The organism is Rhizobium sp. B230/85 (genome assembly GCF_019355735.1).
GTDB classification, from domain to species: Bacteria; Pseudomonadota; Alphaproteobacteria; order Rhizobiales; family Rhizobiaceae; genus Rhizobium; species Rhizobium rhododendri.
The window spans coordinates 2,891,227-2,916,346 of record NZ_CP072156.1 but is presented as its reverse complement, the minus strand read 5'-3'; the positions used below and the strand labels follow the sequence as shown (position 1 = coordinate 2,916,346).

Below are 25,120 nucleotides of genomic sequence, written 5' to 3'. Positions count from 1 at the left end.
TGCTGCACTTAGGCATTGCGCTTGCCGGCGTTTCGCGCGAAGATTTCAGCTTCGAAGCCTTGGGAGGGGCGCATGCACAATGAGATGGCTCATGCGGAGCGGGTCTACGCCAGCGCGCAGCTGAAATCGGCTGCGGCGAGTTCGCCGATTATAGCCTCCTGGCACCGCTGCATGTCGATGTATCAGCTGGCGCCGGAGCAGAACCGCGCACCGTTGCGGCTGACGGATGAGGAGTTCCGGCTGGCAAGGGAGCAATCGGCGCAACTCATCGTCGAAGCGACCGACGAGCTCGACCGCCTGTTCCTGACGGTCGGCAAGGCCGGCTGTTGCCTGCTTCTCACCGACAGCAAGGGCGTTGCGCTGGAGCGGCGCGGAACCGGCAGCGAGGACAAGGATTTTCGCAGCCTCGGGCTTTGGCCTGGCGCCGTCTGGAGCGAGGCCAGTGCCGGGACCAATGGCATCGGCACGGCACTCGCCGACGAGCGTTCGGTGACCGTGTACCGCGACCAACATTTTCTCTCTTCGAACATCAATCTCAGCTGTACGTCCGCGCCGATCCGCGACCATCGCGGGCAGCTGACGGCCGCGCTCGATATTTCGACCTGCCGCGAGGACGTCAACGAAATGGCGCTGGCCATCCTGTCGCAGGCGGTGCGCGATGCCGCGCTGCGCATCGAGACCAATCTCTTCCGCAGCGCGTTTCGCGGCTCCCGGATCGTCATGGTTCCAAGCGGCAGCAATCCGGCGGCAGCGCTTCTGGCCGTCGACAAGGACGACCTCATTCTCGGCGCCACCCGCGCTGCAAGGCTGGCGCTCAAACTCGACGATGCCCGGATAAAGGCTGGACTGCCGGCATCCGATGCCTTGCACGAGGACCGCAGCGACGATGGCGCAGACCTCATGGAGGCCGAACGCGCAGCCCTGCGCCGCGTGCTGTCGCGCAACCACGGCAACGTCTCCCAGGCAGCCCAGCAGCTCGGCATCAGTCGCGCGACGATGCACCGCAAGATGAAGAAGCTCGCGCTTCACTGACATTTCATTCGGAGGTGACGATGGGCAATACGGCTCGAACGCAGTCTCAAGAGGCTGTGTGGATCGAGCCGACCGGGTAGATGTTGCCTATCGTGTGATCGTTTGCCTGTCGCATAGGCACCATCTTGTCTCACAAGTGAAACACTGTGCACTGCGGCATTGATTGCCGGCTCTACCTCAGGCGCCTTTCCGGGTGCAGGTTCCTCCCATCGATCCGCAGGATCAGTTCACCCAGGGAGAATGACATGCTGCATCAGAAAATCGTCGAGTCGCCGTTCAAGCTGAAATACGGCAACTACATCGGTGGCCAGTGGCGCGAGCCGATCTCCGGAAAATACTTCGACAACACCACGCCCGTGACCGGCGGCAAGCTCTGCGAAATTCCCCGCTCCGACGAGAAGGATATCAACGCCGCCCTCGACGCCGCCCATGCCGCCAAGGATAGCTGGGGCAAGACGTCCACCACGGAGCGCTCGAACATCCTGATGAAGGTGGCGCAGCGTATGGAGGACAATCTCGAGCTGCTCGCCAAGGCCGAGACCTGGGATAACGGCAAGCCGATCCGCGAAACCATGGCGGCCGACATTCCGCTGGCGATCGACCATTTCCGCTATTTCGCAGCCTGCATCCGTGCACAAGAAGGCTCGATCGGCGAGATCGACCACGACACCGTCGCCTACCATTTTCATGAACCGCTCGGTGTCGTCGGCCAGATCATTCCATGGAACTTTCCGATCCTGATGGCCGCGTGGAAGCTCGCGCCGGCGCTTGCCGCCGGCAATTGCGTGGTCATCAAGCCTGCCGAACAAACGCCGGCGTCGCTGCTGATCTGGGCCGAGCTGGTCGGCGACCTGTTTCCTGCCGGCGTTCTCAACATCGTCAATGGCTTTGGCCTCGAAGCTGGCAAGCCGCTGGCCACCAGCCCGCGCATCGCCAAGATCGCCTTTACCGGCGAAACCTCGACAGGCCGGCTGATCATGCAATATGCCAGCCAGAACCTCATCCCCGTGACGCTGGAACTGGGCGGCAAGTCGCCGAACATCTTCTTCGACGACGTCATGTCGCAGGACGACGATTTCCTCGACAAGGCGCTGGAAGGCTTTGCGATGTTCGCGCTCAACCAGGGCGAAGTCTGCACATGCCCCAGCCGGGCGCTGATCCAGGAATCCATCTATGACCGGTTCATGGAAAAGGCCGTCAAGCGCGTAGAGGCGATCAAGCAGGGCAATCCGCTTGACAGCGCCACGATGATCGGCGCGCAGGCATCCAGCGAGCAGCTGGAAAAGATCCTGGCCTATCTGGACATCGGCCGGCAGGAAGGCGCGGAAGTGCTGACTGGCGGCTCGCGCAACGACCTCGGCGGCGAACTCGCCAACGGTTTCTATGTCAAGCCAACGATCTTCAAGGGCCACAACAAGATGCGGGTGTTCCAGGAAGAGATCTTCGGCCCCGTGGTCTCGGTGACGACATTCAAGGACGACAAGGAAGCGCTAGAGATCGCCAACGACACGCTGTACGGCCTCGGTGCTGGTGTCTGGAGCCGTGACGCCAACCGTTGCTACCGTTTTGGCCGCGAGATCCAGGCGGGACGTGTCTGGACCAACTGCTACCACGCCTATCCGGCCCATGCGGCATTCGGCGGTTACAAGCAATCGGGCGTCGGCCGTGAAAACCACAAGATGATGCTCGATCACTACCAGCAGACCAAGAACATGCTGGTGAGCTACAGCACAAAGGCTCTCGGTTTCTTCTGAGAGCCATGTCGAATGGCTGAAGGTATCGGCCCTCTCCCTGACAAGGGGGGAGGGCAATGCGTTCGCAGGAGGCGAGATGTCCGAAACAATCAATGGCGAACCGCGGGTTCTGGCGACCGATGCGGCGCTGGAGTTGATCCGCGAAATCCAGGTCGACCATCCCCACGTGCTCTTCCACCAGTCCGGCGGCTGCTGCGATGGATCGTCGCCGATGTGCTACCCGGTGGAGGAATTCATGATCGGGGATCATGACGTGAAGCTCGGCGAGATCGGCGGCGTCCCGGTCTACATATCCGGCAGCCAGTTCGAAGCCTGGCGGCACACGCAGCTGATCATCGACGTGGTGCCGGGCAGGGGCGGCATGTTCTCGCTCGACAATGGCCGCGAGAAAAGGTTTTTGACGCGCTCACGAATGTTCGACGGAGGCGAAGCCTGCGCGATCCCCTTGGTGAAAAGGGTCTAGGAACGATGGCTTCGAGGTGACAGCAGTCTCAGTCGAACAGGCTGGAAACCGATTCTTCCAGGCTGGTCCGGTTTATCGCCTCGCCCATGAGGCTCGCCGTCGAGATGACGCGGATGTTGTGGGCAGACTGTACAGCTGTCGTCGGCTGGATCGAGTCGGTGATGACCAGCTCTTTCAGTTTCGACGATGTCACGCGCGTGACGGCGCCACCGGACAACACCCCATGGGTAATGTAAGCGGTTACACTAAGGGCGCCGTTCTTCAACAATGCTTCGGCGGCGTTGACTAGCGTACCGCCGGAATCAACAATATCGTCGATCAAGATGCAATCTTTGCCATGGACGTCGCCGATGATGTTCATCACTTCGGATTCGCCCGGGCGGTCGCGCCGCTTGTCAACGATCGCGAGCAGACAGTCCAATCTTTTGGCAAGCGCCCGTGCGCGAACTACGCCGCCGACATCAGGGGAAACAACAGTGATGTTGCTGATGTCGTAATGCGCCTTGATGTCCCGCGTCAGGATTGGCAAGGCGTAAAGATTGTCTGTCGGGATGTCGAAGAAGCCCTGAATTTGCCCGGCGTGAAGGTCGAGTGTGAGAACACGGTCAGCCCCGGCCTCGGTGATTAGGTTGGCCACCAGCTTCGCAGAAATGGGCGTGCGCGGACCGGGCTTGCGGTCTTGGCGGGCATAACCGAAATAGGGAAGAACGGCAGTAATGCGCCGAGCGGAAGACCGACGCATTGCGTCGATCATGATCAGCAGTTCCATCAGGTGATCATTAGCAGGATATGAAGTAGACTGTACAAGGAAGACGTCCTCGCCGCGGACGTTTTCCTGGATCTCGACGAAGATCTCCTGGTCTGCGAACCTGCGGACAGTTGCCCTGCCCAAGGGCACGTTGAGATAATTGCAGATCGCTTCGGCAAGTTGCCGGTTCGAGTTCCCTGCGAAAACCTTCATTTTGGTCCGCCCATTTCCAGTTTGATAGCCGCGCTTTTAACCGCCCCGGTCTCGAATGCAAGGGCTTAGGACAAGTGAAGCCCAGAATTGTGTGTAGGGGGGATGCTATCCACCGCGTGTCTGGCGCCAGCCATTGAATTCGGCGATCGTCTTCGAGGCGATTTTCTGCATGACGGAGGGCGGAACAGCGGCCCACGGATCGCCGCGCTTCAGCGGTACGCTCTCCGTGCCCTGGATACGGTGCAGGCGTCCGCCAGTGCTGTCCAGCACGTCCCAGACGTAGGAGACGGTGATCTGGGGGCCGTCTGCAAAGGTCGTGAGGTAGCCTTTCAGAATGTAGGCGGCGGCGGTGTCGCCCGATCCCTTGATCGTCAGCCCGTTGGCGCGCGCCTCAACGCCCAGCTGTCGCGACAGGGGCGTGACGGCCTCAACCGGTCCTCCGATGATCGGCAGGAAGCGGATGGTGTTGCCGTCGCTCGCTGCAGCCGGCGGCAGCGATGCTTGCTGCTGCTCGCCATCGGGCTGTTGTTGCCCGGCGTCGGATTGATCGCTCTGCTCGGCGGCCTGTTGTTGCTCTTGCGCAGGCTGCGGGTCGCTCAGTCGGCGCTCGGCCTCGCGTTGCTCGTCGGATTGCGACGGCAGGGAATTTTCCGCGTCATCGTGACCTTGCGACATGCTATCGTGGAGCGGCTTGGACGCAACCGGGTTGCGGCCGCCGCTGCGCAGCGCATCGGCCTGCTCATCCAGCGTTGCGGATGAACTGCCGGTGGTGCTGTAGCCCTGCTGCTGGTAGCTGGATTGATAGCTGTCCCGGGTCTGGGCGCCGTAAGTCGGCTGGTGAGGCGCCGCCGCCATCCGCTCGACCTCGCGCTGGGTGACCGGGGCGGAGGCGACATCGTCGCCGATACCGACCCGAGGTGTCAGCGCGTCGGTCGTGTTACAGGCGGACAAGGTCGCGAATGCGACCACGATGATCGGTATCGACCTGACAGACACCATGGTTCCTGCGTCCCTTCATCGCCCGGTTGAGCCGGCGGGTGACTGGACAGCATCGGCTTGATCCACGTTCCCGCTCAAGGAAACAGGATACGCCCCTACCGGTTAAGAAATTCGAGCGGATGGCGCGAAAGAGTTTTGGGAGCGTCCGCGGTCGTCAGGTAGGTCTGGCCGAGGGTCATCGCCGTGCCGGTGTCGGAATCCATGATGATCATGTGAACGAACAGCGACATGCCGGGCTCGATCTCCTGCGGATTGCCGATGTGGAACATCTGCTGTTCCATCCAGGAGGGCGAGAAGCGGGCGCCGAGGGAATAGCCGCAGGCGTTGAGCCGGTGCCGCGCCAGGCCGCGCTCGTCCATGATCCTCGCATGCATGTCGAACACGTCGCCAAAGTTATGGCCCGGCTTCATCACGGTCTCGATGGCCTGGATAGTTTCGAGGCAGGCGCTGAACAGCTCGCGGTGGCGATGTGTCGGCTCGCCCACGACGATCGTGCGCATCATGGCAGCATGGTAGTGGGCGTAGGTACCGGCCCACTCCAGCGTCAGTTGGTCGTTGGCATCCAGCTTGCGACGGCCCGCCTTGTAGCGGCAGAGAAGGGCATCGATGCCGGAGCCGATGATGAATTCGTTGGCCGGATAGTCGCCTCCGCCGGAAAATACCGCTCCCTGCATGGCTGCAAGGATCGCGGCTTCATCGCCGCCGGGCCCGGTCAATGCCAGCGCCGCATCCAGCGCATCGTCGGCAAGGGCTGCCGCGCGCTCGACATAGGCAAGTTCGGTCGGGCTCTTTACCAACCGGAGACGGCCGACGAGGTAGGAAGCATCGACCAGCTGGGCGAACGATGTCAGCTGATCGTCGAGCAGGCGTGCGACGCGGCCGGTCATGCCGTGCGTATCGTATTCGACGCCGATGCGGGCGCCGAGCAGGTCCATTTCGCTCAGCAGGTTCTTCAGATCGAGCGTCGGGTCGGCGTTGATGCGGTCGACCCAGATGTGGATGTCCTCGATGATGGACGTCTGGCGCGCCTGGCGCAGGTCTGCCGAGCGGGTCAGCAACGTCATGGTGCCGTCCGCCTTTACCACCAGCGTCTGGAAGAAGCAGTAGCCGAAGGTATCGTAGCCTGTCAGCCAGTACATGCTCTCCTGGGCAAAGAGCAGCATCGCGTCGAGCTTCTCCTCTTCCATCTTTGCCGTCAACCTTGCGAGGCGGTCGGCGAATTCGGTGCGTTCGAAGTGCAGGGCCATGTTAAAACGTGTCCTCGATTGCGATGGCTGAGATCTGCCGGCCATAGTCTTCCTGGCGCTCATGGGTCGTGCGGCGGTAGGAAAAAAAGCGGTCGGCATCGGGGTAGGTGCAAAGGCCCAGGCTTTCGGCCGTGACGCCGGCTGCCGTCAACCGGTCGATGGTGAGGGCCGGCAGGTCGAACATCGCGTGGCCCTGATTGGCCGACCCCGAGAAATAGCGCGTGTAGGCCGGATCATGGGCGAGGAAGCGTTCGACGAACTCCGGGCCGACTTCGTAGCTGCTGCTGCTGATCGACGGGCCGAGGCAGGCAACGATCGATCTGCGCTCTGCGCCAAGCGACACCATCGCGTCGATGGTGTTTTCGAGTACGCCTGTCAGCGCACCCTTCCATCCCGCGTGGGCTGCACCGATCACCCGGTTCTTGGCATCGGCAAAAAGGATCGGGCCGCAATCGGCTGCCAGCACGCCGAGCACTATGCCGGGCACGGCTGTCACCAGCGCGTCGGCCTGCTGTCTTGTGCCGTCATAGCCGGCATCGATGGTAACGACGTCGGCGGAGTGGATTTGATGGACGGTGGCGAGCCTTTCGACCGGCTGGCCGAACCACGCAGCGACCCGATGGCGGTTTTCCTCGACCGCAGCCCGCTCATCGCGGGAGCCGAGTCCGACATTGAGGCCACGATAGATACCCTCGGAGACGCCGCCTTGTCGGGTAAAGTAGCCGTGGCGGATGCCGGGACGGCCGATTGCCGCCAGCAGCGGGCTTTCCAGGGGTTGCAGCAATGAGTCGTCCTTCACGTCCGGTTTCGTCTGGCTTGCGCAGCCGTTGCCTGGCGTGCGGTCCGCTGCTTCGATGGCGCAGATGTTTTCCCCACGGCAGGCGGGCTGTCAATCCACCGGGCGGAACGGCATCAGGTCGATGGCCGGACTGGAAACTGCCAGCACCTTGAACAGTTCCCCCATCTTGCCTTCGCCAGCGCCGGCCAGCCTGTCCACGGCTAGCTGGATATCGCGCTGCACCGTGCCGTCCTGTCCCCGGCCAAGCGCACCGGCGCGGTCCGCCAGTCCGAGCCCTATCAGGAAATCGCCTTGGTAGGCGCAACCGTTGACGTGGATGCCTTCGGCGAGCGCTGCTTCGGCAAGGCTCTGGAAATCGACGTGGCTGGTGAGGTCCGCTTCGCCGGGATGGGCGAGCGGCGGATCGTATTCATGCATCCGCACGGCCTGCAGCGTGTCGCCGAAACCCGTCGACAGATGGCCGTAGTCGATGATGACGGCAGTGCCGCCGTTGCTGCCGAGCCGCTCGCAGATGGCGCTCATCACCGCCTGGCGGGCAGGGGCGATTTCGAAGACGGTGCCGAGCGGCGTTTTGGGCGCGGATTCGGGCATCAGTGCTGGATCGAGGGTTGCGACGCCGGCAGCAAAGCTGAGCTCGTCATCGATGTCGAGCACCACCACCCGCTCGCGAAAGCCCGTTGCGGTGCATACAAACTGGCGGATCGGGATGGCATCGAACAGCTCGTTGGCGGCCAGCAGCGTGAAGCCATGGGGGACGTCGTTGAAATCCACATGCCAGGCGACCTTGGCGCCATGGGACTGCAGCGTCTCCTGCTGGATGTCGCGCAGTCGTTCGCTGGTTTCGACCAGATGCACCTGCATGCTGTCGTAGAGCAGCGGTGCAAGGCGCCGAATGACGCGCAGCATGTCCGACATCATCGTGCCGCGACCGGGGCCGATCTCGACAAGGCGCACACCCGGCGGCGTGCCGTGGCGCTGCCAGGCATGCACCATGAAGACGCCGATCATCTCGCCGAACAGCTGGCTGACCTCTGGCGCGGTCACGAAGTCGCCGGAAGGGCCGAAGGGTTCGCGCGTGCGGTAGTAGCCGTGCTGCGGGTCCGCGAGGCACAGCGAGAAATAATCGGTGACGCTGATCGGCCCGTTGGCGCGGATGATTGTCTTGATCTTTTCCCCTAGCGCGGTTGTCATCGCATCTCCCCCGAAACGCTCAGACTGGATGTCGCTGGATGGTATCGGCCCGGACAGCCCGAACAGCGCGTATGGCAGCCCAGAGACCGAGCAGGATCATCGGCAGCGACAGCACCATACCCATGGTCAGCCAGTCGGTACCGAGGAGATAGCCGAGCTGCGCATCCGGTTCGCGAAAGAACTCGACGAAGATGCGCGACAGCGCATAGCCGGTGACGAAAACGCCGCTGGTGAGGCCCGGTCGCTTCAGGGTCAGCAGCCAATGGGTGATGACAAACAGCACCAGGAACAGCACGATGCCCTCGAGGCCTGCCTCGTAGAGCTGGCTCGGATGACGGCTGAGCGGCCCGCCTGTCGGAAAGACGATAGCCCACGGCACCGTCGAGACGCGACCCCAGAGTTCGCCGTTGACGAAATTGGCGATGCGTCCGCAGAACAGTCCGATCGGCACGACGGTGGCGATGACGTCGAACAGGCTCCACATCGGAATGCCATTGCGGCGGGAGAACAGGATCATCGCGACGGTCGAGCCTATAAGGCCACCATGGAACGACATTCCTCCGTTCCAGATTTCGAATGCGCGCAGCGGATTTTCGCTGACGGCTTGCATGTCGTAGAACAACACGTAGCCAATGCGACCGCCAAGCACGATGCCGAGTGCAATCCAGACAACGAAGTCATCGAGATGGGCAATGGTCATCGGCGCCTTGCCATCACGCCACAGTCGTTCGTTGGTGACCAGACGCCTCGCATAGCCCCAGCCGAGCAGGATGCCGATGACATAGGCAAGTCCGTACCAGTGTATCGCCAGCGGACCTATGGAGAAGGCCACCGGATCGATATCCGGGAAGGGAATCATTGCCATAAGAAGGGCGGGTGTCTGCAAGGTGATCGATCCAATAATGCGCGCTGAACATGCTGCCGAAACGAGGCATGATGATGTCGATTAAACCGAACCATGACAATTGCAAGCGCTGTGCTGAGTTGCCCACGGCTTAAACCGCTTGCAACGGGACTTCCGAAATCCTAACTCAACACTATCTTGGAGGTGAAAACCCTTCACCGGGCCGTTGGCCGCAAAGGAGAGCAGCATGACCACAGGACCGAACCGCATCATGGATGAATTCGCCAAGCTGATGACCGATGCCGCTGGCGCCGCGCAGGGCGTCCGCCGCGAAATCGAAACCGCCTTCAATGCCCAGGCCGAACGCTGGCTTAACAGCATGGACATCGTCAAGCGCGAGGAGTTCGAAGCCGTGCGCGAAATGGCGGTCAAGGCGCGTGACGAAAACGATGCGCTCAAGGCCCGTATCGAAGCGCTCGAGGCGAAGCTTTCCGCCAAGGCAAAGTGATTTCAGCCCCCAAGGCTGGTCCGACGGGCATGGTGGATCTCCACCATGCCCGTTTTGTTATCATTTGAACGAATTTTTTAAGACCTGTGGACATGTACAAAAAACTCAATCGCCAGAGTCATTTATGACTCGCTTCTGAATCGATCTCGCAACACCTTTCCACAGGCGGATCGGGGATTTGTAATTTGAGGGGATGGCGCCGGCCTACAGCGCCTATACACTGATTTTAAATGATGATTCGGAACGGCCTTGGTAAGCTCCGGGCATGGTGGTCACGATATACTGGCCCCGTTCAACATCATCCCAGTGGTTGTGCCGGAGTTACTGTCTGCAGGGTAGTGTGTTGAAGCACAAGCAGCTGCATTCACTCCGGTTGAAAAGGTGCTGTATGAGCCTGATGGAAATTGAACTTGAGCGCCAGTCCAACCCGGTCGACATGATCGAGTTCGTCGCTGCCAATAACGACTGGTCCTTCGAGAGGTCGGGCGAAGACGAGATCGCCATGACCGTAGCCGGCCACTGGGCCGATTATCACGTGTCGTTTTCATGGATGGAAGAGTGCGAGGCTCTGCACATTGCCTGCGCGTTCGACATCAAGGTCGCAGAAACCCGCGTCAACGAAGTCATCCGTCTGCTCTCCTGCATCAACGGCCAGGTGATGATGGGCCATTTCGACCTGTGGCGCCAGGAAGACGTAGTGATCTTCCGCCAGTCGCTGCTCCTTGCCGGCGGTGCCGAGCCTACCAACCGCCAGGTCGAAGTGTTGCTTTCCAACGGTCTTGAGACCTGCGAAGCCTATTATCAGGCCTTCCAGTTCGTCGTCTGGTCCGGCATGGAGGCCAAGAGCGCGATGGAAGCTGTGTTGTTCGAAACCGTCGGTGAGTGCTGATATGACGCCTGCCGCCGCTTCCGCCTCTTCTTCAGGTCCGATCGTTCTGGTCGGTGCTGGCAACATGGGCGGCGCGCTGCTGACCGGCTGGCTGAAGAGCGGTGTTGCCGGCTCGTCGGTGATCGTCGTCGATCCGGGTCCGGCAGCCCCGATGCTGACAATGATTGCGGAAGCCGGCGCCCGGCATGTTACCAGTTTGCCCGAGGGTATAGAGGCCGGCGTTCTTTTTCTGGCGCTGAAGCCGCAGGTGATGGAGGCGGTCTTGCCGTCGCTGCGCCATGCCGTGGGCACTGAGACAGTCATCGTCTCCGTCGCGGCCGGCAAGACGCTGGCATTTCTGGAGACCCATCTCGGCAAGGCAGCCATGGTCCGCGCCATGCCGAACACGCCGGCCATGGTCGGTCGTGGCGTCACCGGCGCCTATGCCAACGAGGAGACAGACGAGCGCCGACGGCAGATCGTCCAGAATCTCCTGAAAGTCTCCGGCCCTGTCGAATGGGTGCCCGAGGAAGCCGATATCGATGCCGTAACGGCTGTTTCAGGCAGCGGTCCGGCCTATGTCTTCTATCTCGTGGAATGCATGGCGGAGGCAGGTCGCAAGCTCGGCCTGCAGGCGGACCTCGCAATGCGTCTCGCACGGGAAACCGTCGCGGGAGCTGGCGAACTTCTTCACCAGCTCCCCGACGATGCTTCGAGGCTGCGCCAGAACGTCACCTCGCCGGGCGGAACCACTGCCGCGGCACTCGCCGTCCTGATGGCCGAGGACGGCATGCAGCCGTTGTTCGACGAGGCGATTGCCGCTGCCCGCCTGCGCGCGCAGGAACTGGCTGGCTGACCCAACGGAGTTCCCCATGACCGAAGAGATCACCTATGGCGATTTTGAGAAGTTAGACATCCGCGTCGGCACGATCGTCGAGGCTGAGGATTTTCCGCAGGCACGCAAGCCGGCCTTCAAGCTGAAAATCGATTTCGGCCCGGAAATCGGCATCAAGAAATCCTCGGCGCAGATCACCGTCCACTACACCCTTGAAACGCTGATCGGTCGCCAGGTGCTCGGCGTCGTCAATTTCCCGCCCCGCCAGATCGGGCCATTCCGCTCGGAAGTGCTCACCCTCGGTTTCGAGGATGAGGCGGGCGCCATCGTGCTTGCCGCTGTCGAGCGTGGCACGCCGAACGGGCGCCGGATGATGTAAACGGCATTGCCGTTCAGTGGATATCCCGCGACACCGGGTCGGTGACGCTGAAGTCGAAGAATTCGGCTTCGAAGCCGGTGCGCTGTGGTGAGCAGAAGGCCGGGCCAACCATCAACTCCGCGATCGCCGGGTCGAAATAGGCGAGCCTTGCCATGTGCCAGTCGGTCATTGCGTCCGTGCGGTACTGGATGAACAGCGCGTCGCCGTTGCGGGTCACGCGCACCGACAAAGCATCGAAATCCTGATCCAGCCTGAAGGCCGACCAGTCGGAATGCCCGTTGGTGACGACGACGCTGAAGTGCTTGGCACCATCGGTAAATTCTATGCCGCATTTGACCCAGTGCGTCGCGTCGTGGCGGATCATCAGGCCTGCCTGGTCATAGAGATGTTCGTAACGGCCCGAAAAGCTAACACTGGCGGTGAAATCGCCGTGGCGCGGCTGGTGCAGGAAGTGGCCATCGTCTCGGTGGAAGCCGTAATAGGTACCCTGCCAGAAGTCGGTTTTTTCGCCGGACCGGACGAACAGTCGTCCGTCACGCACTTCCGATAAAGGCGGCTCATTCAGCCAGGTCATGGCTGTAAGATCGAACGTCATAAGGCCTCCTCAGGCAGGAATACGGACGGTGGCTCTCAGGCCGCCCAGCGGGCTGTCCCCGAGTGTGATGTTGCCGCCATGGCTGCGGGCGATGTCGAGTGCGATTGACAAACCGAGGCCCGTGCCGGAATTGTCCAGATTGCGTGCGGCGTCGAGCCTGAAGAACGGCTTGAAGACGTCCTCGCGGTTGGCCGCTGGAATGCCGGGGCCGTCGTCGTCGAAAACGACCGTCAGCCAGCGGGCGCTGTGCTTGGCGTCGATACGCAGGGTATTGGCGTAGCGCCGTGCATTCGAGGCAAGGTTGGTAACCAGCCGGTTGAAGGCGTTGGGGCGCACGGAGACGACGTTGTCGCCTTCGAGTTCATAAGCGAACGACTTGCCATGCAGGCTGAAATCGACCTCCAGTCTATCGAAAAGATCGGTCAGCTTCAGGCTTCCGACGTCCTCCTCCGCTTCGCCACGAGCAAAGGCCATGTAGCCCTCGAGCATGCTCTGCATGTCCTCGACGTCCTCGTTGAGGCCCGCGAGGTCGGGATTGTCGCCGGCCAGCGCCAGTTGCAGCTTGAACCGCGTGAGGACAGTGCGCAGGTCATGGCTGACGCCGCTCAGCATCGCCGTGCGCTGCTCGATCTGGCGCTCGATGCGCTCTCGCATCAGGATGAAGGCGAGGCCGGCACGGCGGACTTCGTCGGCGCCGCGAGGCAGGAAAGTTTCCATCTTCTGGCCCTTGCCGAAGCTCTCGGCAGCCCTGGCCAGCGCCTCGATAGGCCTGATCTGGCCGCGCAGGAATAGCACCGCGATAATGATGAGCACCAACGAGGTGCCGACCATCCAGAAGATGAAGATCTGGGTGTTGGAGGCATAGGTCTGGCTGCGGCGGGCAAAGACCCGCAGGACCTTGTCCTTCAGCTTGATGCGGATTTCGACAACACCGGAATCACCGACCGTATCGATCCAGAAGGGCAGGTTGATCTGCTCATGGATTTCCTCGCTGAGGATATCGTCGAGGATGGAGAAGAACGGTTTCGAAAGCGGCCTCGGCAGTTCGCTGTTCGCCTCGATGGATATGCTGAGCCCGAGTTTGTCGCGGGCGATGCGGGTGACTTCGGTGTAGTCGGCATCCTGCGGATAGGTCTGGATGATGTCGATGATGCTGGCGATATCGCGCGTCGTCGCCATCGACAACCGCTGCGTCACCATCTGCCAGTAGCGCTCCATGAACACGGCGGCGACGACGGCCTGCAGCAGGATCATCGGAATGATGATGATCAGCAGCGAGCGCGTATAGAGACCGGTCGGCAGGCGGCGGCGCAGCCAGCGGTTTGCCGACTTGATGCGCGACGTCGGCACGTGCTCGTGGTTGCGCCTGATCGTGTCGAATGCTGCCATCGTTACGGGTCCTGCCGGCTCTGTCCGCTTCAGTCTAGTCGATGCTGAGACGGTAGCCTATACCGCGCACCGTCTGAAGCCAGACGGGGTTTGCAGGATCGTCCTCGATCTTGCGGCGCAGTCTGTTGATCTGGACGTCGATGGTGCGCTCGCCAACATCGGCATCATCGCCAATCAATTCATGGCGCGGAATGGTTTCGCCGGCTTTCCTTGCAAACAGCAGCATGATGTCCTGCTCGCGGTCGGTCAGGCGTATGACCTCGGAGGCGCGCTTCAATTCCTTGCGCGACAGCGAGAAGGTATAGGGGCCGAACATCACCTGTTCGATCTTCGGTGCATCGGCCGGCGAGTTTCGTTTCAAGATGTTGGTGATGCGAAGCACCAGTTCGCGCGGATCGAAGGGTTTGGAGAGATAGTCGTCGGCTCCTGCCTCCAGACCGGCAATGCGGGAATCGGATTCGGCGAGAGCCGTCAGCATGATGATCGGGATATTCTTTATCTCCCGCAGGGCTGCGGTGAGCGATATGCCGGATTCGCCGGGCATCATGACGTCCATGATGATCAGGTCGAAATCCAGACCTTCGAGCTTGCGCCGGGCCTCTGCGCCTTCGGCGGCAACAGTCACGCGAAAGCCTTTCTCCATGAGGTAGCGGTTGAGAAGGACCCGGATACGGGTGTCGTCGTCCACCACCAGAAGGTGCGGGGCATCGTCCGAAATGGGCATTTTTGTCGTCATTCAATCCGTCTCGTTTTTCTGTCGATCCTGCATCCCCCGCAGGAAGGCCTTGACGCTGTCTCGCGCCGGAGCCGAACTTCCTTCGAATGCCTTTTCAATACGGCGCGATTGCGGCTCGGCCAGCGCCAGCGCGAGGTCGCGCCCTGTTCTGGTTGGATAGAGCCTGCGCTGTCGCCGGTCTTCGTCGCCGGCAACCTGATGAATATAACCCGAATCAATCAACTGTTTGAGCACCCGCGCCAGACTCTGCTTGGTGATCTTGAGAGTTTCCAGAAGGTCCGCAACGGTCATGCCCGGTTCACGGTTAACAAAATGCACCACGCGGTGATGAGCCCGGCCAAAGCCGCCGATGGCCAGAATTGCGTCCGGATCCGAGACGAAATCGCGATAGGCGAAGAAGAGAAGCTCAATGATCTCGAAATCGATGCCCCCGGTATCCTGAAGCGGCGTCGACAGCAGGTCCGATTTCTCGTTCTCGTTCGTCTGGCGTGGCACCTTGGCACATCCTTCCTCTTTTGGGACAGGGATAACCTAGCGCAGAGCGGCGGCGGTGTCGTTCACGGAATGAACGTCATCCAGTGTTTGCAGGGTTTTAGCCTGGCTGCTCACCTGTCGGCGGAGGAGAGGATAGGACAGAGCATTCTTTTCTATCGTCTCTGGGCTGCCCCGACCGGCATTTGACGTTATATCGATCCTTATCGTCACTCAACGCGCGAGGCGTCCATGGGCATGCTCCAGGCCGGCATCATTCCGGTAACTCCCTTCCAGCAGAACTGCACCATCCTGTTCGATCCCGACACCAAGGAGGGGGTACTGGTCGATCCCGGCGGCGATGTCGACGTGATCCTGCAGACCGTCAAGGAAAACGGCATCACGCTGAAGGAGATCTGGCTGACCCACGGCCATATCGACCACGCAGGCGGTGCCAAGGAGGTCAAGGAGGCGCTGGGGCTGGAGATTATCGGACCCCACGAGGACGATCTGCCATTGCTCGGGCAGATTGAGGCTCGCGGTCGGGCCTTCAACATCGAGGGTGTCCAGAACGTCATTCCGGACCGCTTCCTCAAGGACGGCGATATCGTCTCCTTCGGCGAGCACGAGTTCCAGGTGTTCCACACGCCCGGCCATTCGCCTGGCCACGTCATCTATTTCAACAAGGTGCAGAATTTCGCCCATGTCGGCGACGTGCTGTTTCACGGCTCGATCGGGCGTACGGATCTCCCGGGCGGCAATCACCAGCAGCTGCTGGACTCCATTCGCGACAAGGTGCTGCCGCTTGGCGATGCCGTCGGCTTCATCTGCGGCCATGGGCCGGGCGGGCAGATCGGCGAGGAGCGCCGCAGCAATCCCTACCTGCGAGGTCTGTGACCTCGGCATAAAAAAAGCGCCGCCGGAGGGCGACGCTTTTGTATGATGGCGGATGATCGCTCAGCCGGCGGTGCAGAAGTGACGTGCGCCGTCGTAGCCGACATAGGTGCCGGTCCGGCCGTCGAAAGTGGCATACCGGTCATAGCAATACCGCGACCACTGAGGCGACCACGGACGCAGGCCGCCAGCGTAGTAGGCCGGCGGCGGGGGTGGCGGTGCGTAGTAAGCGCGACGCGGGTAATAGTAGCGCGGCGGGGGCGGCGGCGCGTAGCCGTCGTCATAGTAGTAGCCGGGTTCGACATAGCGTGGCTGGCTGGCGATAGCCGAGCCGACAATCAGGCCGGTGGCGAGGCCAGCAGCGCCGAAGCCCCAGCCGTTGCCGTGATGATGCCAGCGATCGTCGGCAGCAGCCGGTGTCAAGGACGCCACCGTCAATGCGACAGCAGCGGCCGACAAGATAATGGTCTTTCCGAGAGTCTTCATGGTCCTGTCCTTGCAGAGAAACTTGAACAATTGTTTCGTATGCTTTGATTGTGCCAATCTAGCGGCAGCAAGGTGAACCCAGACTGAATATTGATGGCTCTCTCTGCCTGAGTTTCGTGTAAAGGCAGAGACCCGGTTTACGCGGAAACATGCAGGTTGACGGCCTTCGGCCCCTTGCCACGACGATCCGGCTCCGTGTCGAAGCTGACTTTCTGGTTTTCAGTCAGTCCATCCAGGCCGGAGGCCTGTACGGCAGAGATATGCACGAAGATATCCGCGCCACCGTTGTCAGGCTTGATGAAGCCGAAGCCCTTGTCGATGTTAAAAAATTTCACGATGCCAGTCTCGGCCATGCCTTATGTCCCTCTCTCGCTGCCCGCCATGCCCGCGGACAGCACCAGTGTCTCAACCCCTTGCGGGAGTTTTCAGGCGGTTCTCGAATTTTAAGGAATTGTCCCGTCTCTCGAGCCTTGCCCAAAGACGACCTGTAAACATCGCTCTTGGACGAGGCGGACCGGAATATTTGCGTTCCCGGTGCGCAATTCTTTTTAGGACTTTCCAAGCTCGTAAAACGCCTGAACGGGTCAAGTGTGCTGTCTTTGTTCGCCTTTGGCAAGGGAAACTTTAAAGCGTCGGAAGCGCCTCGATCCCATGACTTGCGCGGAGTGTGCTGCCGTCGGCGGCAATTTTTCACCAGCCAGGCTACGCGTAGCTTTTTTCCATCGTCGACAACGGATTTCGTGCGCAAATTTTTTCGCGAATTCAGCCGGTTCGATCCCGTCGCCGGAGGACCTCGGGGACGATCTCGACGACGAGCATGGCGGCAAACATCAGGGCGCAGCCAACATAGCCGATCGGCGAGATGGTTTCCCCCAGGAGAAGCGCCCCAAGCGAGGCGCCGAACAGCGCTTCCGACGATAGGAAGATCGCTGCCTGCGACGACGTCGTATAGCGCTGGCCGATGACCTGCAGCGCGAAGGCGAGCCCCGACGAAAAAACGCCGACATAGAGGATTTCACCGAGCGAGGCGCGTATGATGTCGAAGCTGATCGGCTCCAGCGCCGCAGCGATAACAAGCCCGGCCACGGCGCTGACGGCGAATTGTACGGCGGACAGCATCAGCGGGCGGCCGCTCTCGGTCACGGCGGTGCCGGCGAGAGTGATCTGGATGGCCCAGAAGATGGCGCAGACGACCGTCAGCATATCGCCGACCGTCAGCCGCGACAGCGCGCCGCCGGACAACAGGAAAATGCCCAGCAGCGCCATCAGGGCGCCCGGCCAGACGATCCAGTGTGGCGGACGCCGGAGAATGCCGACGGCGATCAATGGCACGAAGACAACATAGAGGCCGGTGATAAAGCTCGAATTGGTGACGCTGGTGGTCAGGAGCCCGATCTGCTGCGTGGCAGCACCTCCGAACAGCGCAAGACCGATCAGGATAAAGGCGCGCCAGTGTTTCGGGCTGACGGGCGTGGCGGCGCGGCGGTTTTCGAACCAAGCGAACGGAAGGATGACGACTGCGGCCACGGCAAAGCGCAGGCCGATGAACCAGAGCGGCCCGATGGCCTGTATCGCCGTCGACTGGGCGACGAATCCGCCGCCCCAGATCGCGGCTGCGAGCAATAGAAGAAGATTCGCCTGAACGCGCGTCATGTCATGCAACTGGAACTTATGGGGAGAGCAGACTAGGCGCGAGTGCACCCTGATGGAGTGCGGCTTGTTAGCAGCTGCTTTTCAGGCAGGCAAGGTCAGGTTGTGCGGCTGCAGGGCTCAATCGACGGCGCGGGAAATCCGGATGAGCGCGCCGTCGGTTGCGTCGGTTGTAAGAAGCAATGCGCCGTCGGGGGCAACGATGACATCCCGCAGCCGTCCGAACGCGCCGGTGAACATCCTTTCGCGCTCGACTATTTTTCCGGAGGCATCCTTTTCCAGCCGCGAAAGCAGCTTGAATTTCAGCGCGGCCACCAGGAAGTCGCCGTTCCATTCGGGGAACATCTTGCCGCGATAAACGGCAAGTCCGCCAGGCGCGATCGAGGGATCCCAGTAAAACAGTGGCTGCTCCATGCCCTCCTTTTCGGTGCCGACGCCGATCTTTTCGCCGGAGTAGTCACGGCCGTAGGTGATGACAGGCCAGCCGTAATTCTTGCCGGCCTCGGGGTGGTTGATCTCATCGCCGCCCTTTGCGCCGTGCTCCACGCTGTACAGCGTTCCGTCGGCGCTGTCGAAGGTGAGGCCTTCCGGGTTGCGATGACCCTTGGACCAGATTTCCGGCAGTGCCTTTGGATTTTTCCTGAACGGATTGTCGACCGGTATGCTGCCGTCGGTATTGATGTGGATAATGGAGCCGGCGTCATCCTCGAAATCCTGCGCGCGATCCATCTCGCCACGGTCGCCAAGGCCGACGAACAGGCTGCCATCGGCCGCTATGGCGATGCGAGCGCCGAATTGCAGCCCGCCGCCACTGAGGCGGTTCATCAGGAACAGGCGCTTGACGTCCGTCAGCTGCTTTTCGTCCGGGGAGAGACGTGCGCTGTAAACAGCGGTGCCTGTTCCTCCGGGGCCGGCAATGGTGGCGGTAAAATACAGGGTGCGGCTGGTGGCAAATTGCGGATCGAGGGCGATGTCGAGCAGCCCGCCCTGACCGGTTGCCGCGATCTTCGGCAGGCCGGAGATCGGTGCCTCGATCGTGCCGTTGCGGACGATCCTGAGCGCGCCCGGCCTTTCGGTCACGATATAGGCGCCGTCGGGGAGAACTTCGACTGCCCAGGGGTGGTCCAGTCCGCTGGCAATCGTTTCGACCTGGACGCGGACCTTGTCCGTCTTGATGACCTCCATGTCGTCGGCCGCCGCCAGAGGTCCGGCCGACAGCAGAGCTGCAGATAGCATCGCGACGCGCATTCTGGTGGAAAGGGTCATCTGTTTCTCCCGGGATCGATAGCAGAGAGATCTGGGGGCGGAGAGGGCAGGTTCAAGCCATTGCCGTCGCGTCTCACGCCATCGTGTGATAGGCCGCGCGCGCGAGTTACACAAATAACGTCCCGGTGACGCCTTTCTGCTTGAAACGCGGCTGTACATTCGACATAGACCTTACCGCAGAAAACTGGTCCCACAGCGTTTCTGTTGTCTCAACCGAATAGGACCGATCATCATGGCCTTTCTTGCCGACGCTCTTTCCCGTGTGAAGCCTTCCGCCACCATCGCCGTTTCCCAGAAAGCGCGCGAGCTGAAAGCCAAGGGACGCGATGTCATCGGGCTTGGCGCCGGCGAGCCGGACTTCGACACGCCGGACAACATCAAGCAGGCTGCCATCGACGCGATCAATCGCGGCGAGACGAAGTACACGCCTGTCTCCGGCATCCCTGAACTGCGCAAGGCTATTGCGGCGAAGTTCAAGCGCGAGAACGGCCTCGACTACAGCTGGGAGCAGACAATCGTCGGCACCGGTGGAAAGCAGATTCTTTTCAATGCTTTCATGGCAACGATGAACGCGGGCGATGAAGTCATCATCCCGGCACCTTACTGGGTATCCTACCCGGAGATGGTGGCACTGTGCGGCGGTACGCCCGTCTTCGTGGCGGCGACCCAGGAAAACAATTTCAAGCTGACGGCGGCCGATCTCGAAAAGGCGATCACGCCGAAGACGAAGTGGTTCCTGTTCAACTCGCCGTCCAACCCGACAGGCGCGGCCTACAGCCACGCCGAGTTGAAGGCGCTGACGGACGTGCTGGTCCGGCATCCGCATGTCTGGGTCCTCACCGACGACATGTACGAGCACCTGACTTTCGGCGATTTCAAATTCGTCACTCCGGTGGAGGTCGAGCCTTCGCTCTATGAGCGGACGCTGACGATGAACGGTGTCTCCAAGGCCTATGCGATGACCGGCTGGCGTATCGGCTACGCTGCCGGCCCGCTGTCGCTTATCAAGGCCATGGACATGATCCAGGGCCAGCAGACATCCGGTGCTTCGTCGATTGCCCAGTGGGCGGCTGTCGAGGCGCTCAACGGTCCGCAGGATTTCATTGCCGCAAACAAGAAGATCTTCGAGGGCCGCCGTGATCTGGTCGTCGGCATGCTCAACCAGGCGAAGGGCATTTCCTGCCCGGTTCCGGAAGGCGCATTCTACGTCTATCCGTCCTGCGCCGGCCTGATCGGCAAGACCGCGCCATCGGGCAAGGTCATTACCAACGACGAGGATTTCGTCACGGAGTTGCTGGAGTCCGAAGGCGTTGCCGTCGTTCACGGTTCGGCCTTCGGTCTCGGCCCGAACTTCCGCATCTCCTACGCGACGTCCGAAGATCTGCTCGAAGAAGCCTGCCGCCGTATCCAGCGCTTCTGCGGCGCCTGCAAGTAAGCTTCAGATCTCTCGAGATTTTGAAGGCCCGTCAGCGATGGCGGCCTTTTTGGTATAAATGCGCTTTCTCGGGTCGAGCCCGAGGATGACGAAGTTTGGTGGTCTTGGCTTGGCAGAATGAGACGTCGGGGCGAGGCGGCGAGTTACGGACGTTTTTCCGTCTGGCGAGTCCTTCACGCGAACTGCGCACCACACCACCGAAGCCAACAGCAGCGCTGCCACCCCCTCGGCATCGTCATCCTCGGGCTTGACCCGAGGATCCATACGCAAGCCCGTTGGTCGGCTTCTGTGGAACGCCAAATACGCTGACTCGATGGCCGCCGCACATTGCGCGCAACGGGTGTCCGATCTCGACAAACCGTCCGCAACGATGGCCGATGCGTGTCTATGCGTCGAATTGACGACAGAGCGTATTGATATCCCGCAGCGCTTGGGCGTGGATCCTCGGGTCGAGCCCGAGGATGACGAAGTTCGGTGGTCTTGGCTTGGCAAAAATAGGCATCGGGCGAGGCGGCGATTTACGGACGTTCATTCGCCTGGCAAGTCCCACGCGAACTGCGCACCACACTACCGAAGCCAACAGCGCCGCCATCCCCGCCGCGTCGTCATCCTCGGGCTTGATCCGGGGATCCAAATGCAAGCCGGGTGTCCAACCTGCCATCCCGCATGAACTCGCTGCCGGCTTGATTCCGCCCGCGCAGCTATCGCGTTGATATCGCAGTCAAAGCCCTAATCCCGTGAGCATCACGAAGGTGGCGAAGAGGATGAAATGGGTCATGCCCTCGATGGCGTTTGTCTCGCCGTCGTTGAGATTGATAGCGGCGGCGACGAGGGTGATGACGACCATCACGGTTTGCACCGGGGACATCGCCATGACGAAGGGCTGGCCGGTGTAGAGGGCGATGCCTTCCATGACGGGCACTGTGAGAATGACTGTCGACAGAGAGGCGCCCATGGCGATGTTGACGGTCGCCTGCATGCGGTTTCGCAGAGCTGCGCGGAGGGCCGTGAGAATTTCGGGGGCGGCGGAGATTGCCGCGACGACTACAGCGGCGACGGCCGGTGGCGCACCGGTATCCTTCAGGCCAACGCTCATGAAGGCCGACATGAATTCCGCTAGCACGCCGATGATGACGACGCCGACGAGGATGGTGACGATCGACGCGGTGGTCGAATCTTCCGTCTCCTCGGCCTCGTGCGTGCTGCGCTTCTTCTCGGCGCGCGGATAGCTGTAGCTGAAGAAATAGCTGTGCTGGCCGACCTGCATGCGCAGGAAGAGGGCGTAGAGCGCGATCATCGCGAAGATCGTGAAGGCGGAATAATAGTGCCATTTGTCATGCGGCACGAATTCCGGGACGATCATCGATATGCCGATGGCCGTGAGGATCATCACGCCGTAGGTCTTGCCGGAATCGTCGTTGTACGACTGCTCGCCGTGCTTCAGACCGCCCAGCAGGGCGGCCAGCCCGAGAATGCCGTTGATGTCGAGCATGACTGCGGAATAGATCGTGTCGCGCACCAGCGTCGGCGAGCTTTCGCCGGTCATCAGGATGGCGAGGATGATGACTTCGACGGCAACGGCGGCCAGTGTCAGGATCATCGTGCCGTAGGGATCGCCGACCTTTGTCGCCAGGACTTCGGCATGGTGGGCGACGCGCATCGAGGCGATGACGATGGTAGCGATCAAGACGACCGCGCCGATTACAGCTGCCATCTGACCCATCTCGAGCACGGCATGCTCGAGGAAATACGCGGCGACAGCCACGGCGACGGCGACCAGCAACAGCCGCTCTTCCTTCAGAATAGTCGATATCGTCAACGGCCCCGGCCCCTTTGTTGGGGCCCCGGCCCCTTCAATGTTTCGTCCTATCTAAAGCAATGAGGCGCTACATCAAGCGTCGGCCGCCGCTCAAGTTGAAGTTGAGGGCATTTGGTGGGATAGTGCTAACAGGCTTGGGAGGGCCTTGTCTGCCTGCTCGATTTATCGGGAAGACAGACGTTATGGGCAGGAAACGGGAGACATGGATATGGTCAAGGTCACCTACGAAGTCGTTCCTCATGATGGCGGCTGGGCCTACAAGTTTCTGGACGTCTACTCGGAGACATTTCCGACGCACTCCGATGCGCTGCAGGCGGCGCGCATCGTGGCTGCGGAACAGCAGGTGGGCGGCGAGCCGGCCGAGATCAGCTATCAGGATGACAAGGGCAAGTGGCACGAGGAATATACCGACGGCGGCGACAGGCCGGAAACCGAGGTCGTCGACAGCAACTGGACAAAAAGCGGCGAGGGCGCATCGCCCGACGCTTGAGCGAGTGACGGCCTGCCGCGATGGCGGGCTTCAAGTCACTCTTCTGGGGTCATCCATCCGTTTCTCCCCGACATAGGCCAGCAATCCCGCCACGAGCGCATCGAAGGTGACGCGGCACCGCGGCGATCCCTTCAGGTTTTCATGCATGGCGACCCAAGTGCCGAGCGGCAGGCTTATCTCCGGCAGCAGGCGAACGAGGTCCGGATGGGCATTTCCAAGCGGAGACTGGCAGAGGCCGATGCCGACGCCGGCGCGGATGGCGGCAATCTGCGCCAGCGTGCTGTCGGCTTTAAACGAAAAACGCTGGGGATCGAGGATAGGGTAACGGCGGATCATCGAACGGATATAGGCGCTCTGGCGGTCGAAGCCGATCAGCCTGTGCCCGGCCAGCTCCTCGAGAGTGGTGGGTACGCCATGGCGCTCGAGGTAACGGCGATGGGCGAAGAACGCTATCGGGATATCGCCGATGCGCCGGACGACGAGGGCTGCCTGCGACGGCTCGGCCATCCGCACGGCGATGTCGGCCTGTCGGTGCAGCAGGTCCTCCACCGTGTCGGAGGCCGAGAGTTCTATCGTCAGGTCGGGATGGGCCTCCTGCAGGCCGGCCAGGATCGGCGGCAGGACTTCGACGCCTATGACTTCGCTGGCGCTGATGCGGACCGTGCCCGACACGCGGTCGCGCCGCGCGGAGGCACTGCGCAGCAAGGCGGCTGCAGTCGATTGCAGCGCCTCGGCATAGGGTCTCAAGTCGGCTGCGGCATCCGTCGGCAGCAGGCCGAGCTGCGAGCGGGTGAATAGCTCCGCGCCGATCGTTTGTTCCAGCGTGTCGATGTGGCGTCCGATGGTCGGCTGCGTCAGTCCGAGCTCGCGCGCTGCCGCTGACAGCGATCCATGCTGGAGCACGGCGAGGAAGCTGCGATAGAGGTCCCAGCTGGGTTCGTTCCTGTTCATGCATATTCGTATAGCATGTCCACATATTTCGGCAATTTCGTTTATGCGGCCTTGGGCGCATTGTCTCCTCATCGAACCAATGGAGACGACGATGCAAAATCAGATGGACATGAAGAAAACGGCACTGGTACTCGGCGCAACGGGTGGTATCGGCGGTGCGGTAGCGCGCGGGCTTTCCGCACGGGGTTGGCAGGTCGTGGCGATGAACCGTGACCCGGAAAAGGCCGCCTCGCGCTTGCCGGACTTTCTCTGGGTGAAAGGCGATGCGATGAATGCCGCCGATGTGCTTCGTGCAGCGCAGGGCGTCAGTGTCATCGTCCATGCGGTCAATCCCCCCGATTATGTCAACTGGGGCAAGCTGGTCCTGCCGATGATCGATAATACGGTCGCAGCCGCAAAGGCCGTTGGTGCCAGGATCGTGTTGCCCGGTACGATCTACAATTTCGGTCCCGATACCTTCCCGGAAATCACCGAGGAAAGCCCCCAGCATCCGACAAGCGTAAAGGGCGCGATCCGCGTCGAGATGGAACGGCGCCTGCAGGTGGCGGCGGGGCAGGGCGTGCCTGTCATCATCGTCAGGGCGGGCGACTATTTCGGGCCGCACGCGGATAGCAGCTGGTTTTCGCAAGGGTTGGTCAAGGCCGGCAAGCCGGTTGCGTCGGTCACCTATCCCGGCAAGCCTGGCATCGGTCATCAGTGGGCCTATGTGCCGGATGTTGCGGAGACGATGATCCGGCTTCTCGAGCGGGGCGATAGCCTGCCGGTCTTTGCCGTCTACCACATGCGGGGTTTCTGGGATGCCGACGGGCGGCAGATGGTGGCATCGATCGAGCGGGTCGCCGGCCGGCCGTTGAAGCGGGGAGGTTTCCCCTGGTGGCTGCTTCCCCTGGCAGCGCCGTTTGTCGGCTTCATGCGCGAATTGCGCGAGATGCGCTATCTGTGGTCGGAACCGTTGCAGATGCCGAACAACCGGCTCGTGGCTGCGATCGGCGAGGAGCCGCAGACACCCATCGATGTGGCGGTTCGTGCGACGCTGGAATCGATAGGCAGTCTTTGAG

27 protein-coding genes are annotated in these 25,120 nt (G+C 61.4%); 11 read left to right on the top strand and 16 right to left on the bottom strand.

Annotated elements, in window-relative coordinates; all coding sequences use genetic code 11:
• Nucleotides 1-72: 72 nt before the first annotated feature.
• The 3 genes from J5289_RS14095 to J5289_RS14085 all read left to right on the top strand — a co-directional run bounded on the left by J5289_RS14095 (nt 73) and on the right by J5289_RS14085 (nt 3,249).
• On the top strand, nt 73-1,032 hold the full coding sequence (locus J5289_RS14095; RefSeq protein ID WP_209184318.1) for a helix-turn-helix domain-containing protein: 960 nt from the start codon (nt 73-75) through the stop codon (nt 1,030-1,032).
• Nucleotides 1,033-1,277: 245 nt separating this feature from the next.
• A complete protein-coding gene (gene adh, locus J5289_RS14090) occupies nt 1,278-2,786 on the top strand; it encodes an aldehyde dehydrogenase (RefSeq protein ID WP_209184317.1) in 1,509 nt (502 codons plus the stop codon).
• Between the two features lie 76 nt (nt 2,787-2,862).
• Nucleotides 2,863-3,249 (top strand): DUF779 domain-containing protein, encoded by a 387-nt coding sequence (locus tag J5289_RS14085; protein WP_142823331.1) that lies wholly within the window; start codon nt 2,863-2,865, stop codon nt 3,247-3,249.
• A 28-nt stretch (nt 3,250-3,277) separates the two neighbouring features.
• Here the strand turns inward: J5289_RS14085 and J5289_RS14080 are convergent, their stop codons facing one another.
• From J5289_RS14080 to lgt, 6 genes are all read right to left on the bottom strand, one after another.
• Nucleotides 3,278-4,210 (bottom strand): ribose-phosphate pyrophosphokinase, encoded by a 933-nt coding sequence (locus tag J5289_RS14080; protein WP_142823330.1) that lies wholly within the window; start codon nt 4,208-4,210, stop codon nt 3,278-3,280.
• A gap of 105 nt (nt 4,211-4,315) precedes the next feature.
• Entirely contained in the window at nt 4,316-5,209 is an 894-nt protein-coding gene (locus J5289_RS14075; RefSeq protein WP_209184316.1) for a hypothetical protein, read from the bottom strand.
• 95 nt (nt 5,210-5,304) lie between these two features.
• Nucleotides 5,305-6,456, bottom strand: coding sequence for a Xaa-Pro peptidase family protein (locus J5289_RS14070; RefSeq protein WP_142823328.1), 1,152 nt, complete (start codon nt 6,454-6,456; stop codon nt 5,305-5,307).
• Nucleotide 6,457: 1 nt separating this feature from the next.
• Entirely contained in the window at nt 6,458-7,255 is a 798-nt protein-coding gene (gene pgeF / locus J5289_RS14065; RefSeq protein ID WP_142823327.1) for a peptidoglycan editing factor PgeF, read from the bottom strand.
• Between the two features lie 90 nt (nt 7,256-7,345).
• Entirely contained in the window at nt 7,346-8,446 is a 1,101-nt protein-coding gene (locus tag J5289_RS14060) for a class I SAM-dependent methyltransferase (protein WP_209206500.1), read from the bottom strand.
• Nucleotides 8,447-8,465: 19 nt separating this feature from the next.
• Nucleotides 8,466-9,332: a prolipoprotein diacylglyceryl transferase gene (lgt, locus tag J5289_RS14055; RefSeq protein WP_142823325.1), complete on the bottom strand. Its 867-nt coding sequence runs from the start codon at nt 9,330-9,332 to the stop codon at nt 8,466-8,468.
• A gap of 205 nt (nt 9,333-9,537) precedes the next feature.
• Here lgt and J5289_RS14050 point away from each other — a divergent pair, with 205 nt between their 5' ends.
• From J5289_RS14050 to J5289_RS14035, 4 genes are all read left to right on the top strand, one after another.
• A complete protein-coding gene (locus tag J5289_RS14050) occupies nt 9,538-9,798 on the top strand; it encodes an accessory factor UbiK family protein (protein WP_142823324.1) in 261 nt (86 codons plus the stop codon).
• A gap of 388 nt (nt 9,799-10,186) precedes the next feature.
• Nucleotides 10,187-10,687 (top strand): YbjN domain-containing protein, encoded by a 501-nt coding sequence (locus J5289_RS14045; RefSeq protein WP_111222713.1) that lies wholly within the window; start codon nt 10,187-10,189, stop codon nt 10,685-10,687.
• Between the two features lies 1 nt (nt 10,688).
• Complete coding sequence (gene proC, locus J5289_RS14040) at nt 10,689-11,522, top strand: pyrroline-5-carboxylate reductase (RefSeq protein ID WP_209184590.1); 834 nt, start codon at nt 10,689-10,691, stop codon at nt 11,520-11,522.
• A 16-nt stretch (nt 11,523-11,538) separates the two neighbouring features.
• On the top strand, nt 11,539-11,880 hold the full coding sequence (locus J5289_RS14035; protein WP_209184314.1) for a tRNA-binding protein: 342 nt from the start codon (nt 11,539-11,541) through the stop codon (nt 11,878-11,880).
• Between the two features lie 13 nt (nt 11,881-11,893).
• Here the strand turns inward: J5289_RS14035 and J5289_RS14030 are convergent, their stop codons facing one another.
• Genes J5289_RS14030 through J5289_RS14015 form a run of 4 tightly spaced genes read right to left on the bottom strand, consistent with a single transcriptional unit; the run spans nt 11,894 to nt 15,095 of the window.
• On the bottom strand, nt 11,894-12,475 hold the full coding sequence (locus tag J5289_RS14030; protein WP_209184313.1) for a DUF1349 domain-containing protein: 582 nt from the start codon (nt 12,473-12,475) through the stop codon (nt 11,894-11,896).
• 9 nt (nt 12,476-12,484) lie between these two features.
• Nucleotides 12,485-13,864 carry an ATP-binding protein gene (locus tag J5289_RS14025; RefSeq protein ID WP_209184312.1) on the bottom strand — a complete coding sequence of 460 codons (1,380 nt, stop codon included), beginning with the start codon at nt 13,862-13,864 and terminating at the stop codon, nt 12,485-12,487.
• Nucleotides 13,865-13,898: 34 nt separating this feature from the next.
• Complete coding sequence (locus tag J5289_RS14020) at nt 13,899-14,600, bottom strand: response regulator (protein ID WP_142823319.1); 702 nt, start codon at nt 14,598-14,600, stop codon at nt 13,899-13,901.
• Nucleotides 14,601-15,095 (bottom strand): MarR family winged helix-turn-helix transcriptional regulator, encoded by a 495-nt coding sequence (locus tag J5289_RS14015; protein WP_111222719.1) that lies wholly within the window; start codon nt 15,093-15,095, stop codon nt 14,601-14,603.
• A 228-nt stretch (nt 15,096-15,323) separates the two neighbouring features.
• On the opposite strand from J5289_RS14015, the gene J5289_RS14010 reads away from it, so the two are divergent.
• A complete protein-coding gene (locus tag J5289_RS14010) occupies nt 15,324-15,968 on the top strand; it encodes an MBL fold metallo-hydrolase (protein WP_209184311.1) in 645 nt (214 codons plus the stop codon).
• A gap of 60 nt (nt 15,969-16,028) precedes the next feature.
• Here the strand turns inward: J5289_RS14010 and J5289_RS14005 are convergent, their stop codons facing one another.
• The 4 genes from J5289_RS14005 to J5289_RS13990 form a co-directional block, all read right to left on the bottom strand.
• Nucleotides 16,029-16,451 carry a BA14K family protein gene (locus J5289_RS14005; RefSeq protein WP_142823318.1) on the bottom strand — a complete coding sequence of 141 codons (423 nt, stop codon included), beginning with the start codon at nt 16,449-16,451 and terminating at the stop codon, nt 16,029-16,031.
• A 137-nt stretch (nt 16,452-16,588) separates the two neighbouring features.
• Nucleotides 16,589-16,804: a cold-shock protein gene (locus J5289_RS14000; RefSeq protein ID WP_142823317.1), complete on the bottom strand. Its 216-nt coding sequence runs from the start codon at nt 16,802-16,804 to the stop codon at nt 16,589-16,591.
• Nucleotides 16,805-17,213: 409 nt separating this feature from the next.
• Nucleotides 17,214-18,104 carry a DMT family transporter gene (locus J5289_RS13995; RefSeq protein WP_209184310.1) on the bottom strand — a complete coding sequence of 297 codons (891 nt, stop codon included), beginning with the start codon at nt 18,102-18,104 and terminating at the stop codon, nt 17,214-17,216.
• Nucleotides 18,105-18,221: 117 nt separating this feature from the next.
• The gene (locus J5289_RS13990; protein ID WP_247749161.1) at nt 18,222-19,367 is read right to left on the bottom strand and encodes a PQQ-dependent sugar dehydrogenase; all 1,146 of its coding nucleotides are present in this window, start codon (nt 19,365-19,367) and stop codon (nt 18,222-18,224) included.
• Between the two features lie 232 nt (nt 19,368-19,599).
• On the opposite strand from J5289_RS13990, the gene J5289_RS13985 reads away from it, so the two are divergent.
• Nucleotides 19,600-20,802 (top strand): pyridoxal phosphate-dependent aminotransferase, encoded by a 1,203-nt coding sequence (locus J5289_RS13985; protein ID WP_142823315.1) that lies wholly within the window; start codon nt 19,600-19,602, stop codon nt 20,800-20,802.
• A gap of 721 nt (nt 20,803-21,523) precedes the next feature.
• On the opposite strand, the gene J5289_RS13980 is transcribed toward J5289_RS13985, so the two are convergent.
• Nucleotides 21,524-22,525, bottom strand: coding sequence for a calcium:proton antiporter (locus J5289_RS13980; RefSeq protein WP_374108279.1), 1,002 nt, complete (start codon nt 22,523-22,525; stop codon nt 21,524-21,526).
• Between the two features lie 304 nt (nt 22,526-22,829).
• Between J5289_RS13980 and J5289_RS13975 the strand changes: the two genes are divergently transcribed.
• Nucleotides 22,830-23,111 (top strand): DUF2188 domain-containing protein, encoded by a 282-nt coding sequence (locus tag J5289_RS13975; protein WP_209184588.1) that lies wholly within the window; start codon nt 22,830-22,832, stop codon nt 23,109-23,111.
• Between the two features lie 30 nt (nt 23,112-23,141).
• Here the strand turns inward: J5289_RS13975 and J5289_RS13970 are convergent, their stop codons facing one another.
• The gene (locus J5289_RS13970; protein ID WP_209187510.1) at nt 23,142-24,062 is read right to left on the bottom strand and encodes a LysR family transcriptional regulator; all 921 of its coding nucleotides are present in this window, start codon (nt 24,060-24,062) and stop codon (nt 23,142-23,144) included.
• A gap of 91 nt (nt 24,063-24,153) precedes the next feature.
• Between J5289_RS13970 and J5289_RS13965 the strand changes: the two genes are divergently transcribed.
• Nucleotides 24,154-25,119, top strand: a complete 966-nt coding sequence (locus J5289_RS13965; protein WP_247749160.1) for an SDR family oxidoreductase — start codon at nt 24,154-24,156, stop codon at nt 25,117-25,119.
• The last annotated feature ends 1 nt before the right edge of the window (nt 25,120 follow it).

Bases quoted from the DNA above. Each gene is read 5' to 3' on its own strand.
- J5289_RS14095 (WP_209184318.1), top strand. From the start codon at position 73: ATGCACAATGAGATGGCTCATGCGGAGCGGGTCTACGCCAGCGCGCAG.
- adh (WP_209184317.1), top strand. From the start codon at position 1,278: ATGCTGCATCAGAAAATCGTCGAGTCGCCGTTCAAGCTGAAATACGGC.
- J5289_RS14085 (WP_142823331.1), top strand. From the start codon at position 2,863: ATGTCCGAAACAATCAATGGCGAACCGCGGGTTCTGGCGACCGATGCG.
- J5289_RS14080 (WP_142823330.1), bottom strand. From the start codon at position 4,210: ATGAAGGTTTTCGCAGGGAACTCGAACCGGCAACTTGCCGAAGCGATC.
- J5289_RS14075 (WP_209184316.1), bottom strand. From the start codon at position 5,209: ATGGTGTCTGTCAGGTCGATACCGATCATCGTGGTCGCATTCGCGACC.
- J5289_RS14070 (WP_142823328.1), bottom strand. From the start codon at position 6,456: ATGGCCCTGCACTTCGAACGCACCGAATTCGCCGACCGCCTCGCAAGG.
- J5289_RS14060 (WP_209206500.1), bottom strand. From the start codon at position 8,446: ATGACAACCGCGCTAGGGGAAAAGATCAAGACAATCATCCGCGCCAAC.
- J5289_RS14050 (WP_142823324.1), top strand. From the start codon at position 9,538: ATGACCACAGGACCGAACCGCATCATGGATGAATTCGCCAAGCTGATG.
- J5289_RS14045 (WP_111222713.1), top strand. From the start codon at position 10,187: ATGAGCCTGATGGAAATTGAACTTGAGCGCCAGTCCAACCCGGTCGAC.
- proC (WP_209184590.1), top strand. From the start codon at position 10,689: ATGACGCCTGCCGCCGCTTCCGCCTCTTCTTCAGGTCCGATCGTTCTG.
- J5289_RS14035 (WP_209184314.1), top strand. From the start codon at position 11,539: ATGACCGAAGAGATCACCTATGGCGATTTTGAGAAGTTAGACATCCGC.
- J5289_RS14030 (WP_209184313.1), bottom strand. From the start codon at position 12,475: ATGACGTTCGATCTTACAGCCATGACCTGGCTGAATGAGCCGCCTTTA.
- J5289_RS14025 (WP_209184312.1), bottom strand. From the start codon at position 13,864: ATGGCAGCATTCGACACGATCAGGCGCAACCACGAGCACGTGCCGACG.
- J5289_RS14020 (WP_142823319.1), bottom strand. From the start codon at position 14,600: ATGACGACAAAAATGCCCATTTCGGACGATGCCCCGCACCTTCTGGTG.
- J5289_RS14010 (WP_209184311.1), top strand. From the start codon at position 15,324: ATGGGCATGCTCCAGGCCGGCATCATTCCGGTAACTCCCTTCCAGCAG.
- J5289_RS14005 (WP_142823318.1), bottom strand. From the start codon at position 16,451: ATGAAGACTCTCGGAAAGACCATTATCTTGTCGGCCGCTGCTGTCGCA.
- J5289_RS14000 (WP_142823317.1), bottom strand. From the start codon at position 16,804: ATGGCCGAGACTGGCATCGTGAAATTTTTTAACATCGACAAGGGCTTC.
- J5289_RS13995 (WP_209184310.1), bottom strand. From the start codon at position 18,104: ATGACGCGCGTTCAGGCGAATCTTCTTCTATTGCTCGCAGCCGCGATC.
- J5289_RS13990 (WP_247749161.1), bottom strand. From the start codon at position 19,367: ATGACCCTTTCCACCAGAATGCGCGTCGCGATGCTATCTGCAGCTCTG.
- J5289_RS13985 (WP_142823315.1), top strand. From the start codon at position 19,600: ATGGCCTTTCTTGCCGACGCTCTTTCCCGTGTGAAGCCTTCCGCCACC.
- J5289_RS13980 (WP_374108279.1), bottom strand. From the start codon at position 22,525: ATGGGTCAGATGGCAGCTGTAATCGGCGCGGTCGTCTTGATCGCTACC.
- J5289_RS13975 (WP_209184588.1), top strand. From the start codon at position 22,830: ATGGTCAAGGTCACCTACGAAGTCGTTCCTCATGATGGCGGCTGGGCC.
- J5289_RS13970 (WP_209187510.1), bottom strand. From the start codon at position 24,062: ATGAACAGGAACGAACCCAGCTGGGACCTCTATCGCAGCTTCCTCGCC.
- J5289_RS13965 (WP_247749160.1), top strand. From the start codon at position 24,154: ATGCAAAATCAGATGGACATGAAGAAAACGGCACTGGTACTCGGCGCA.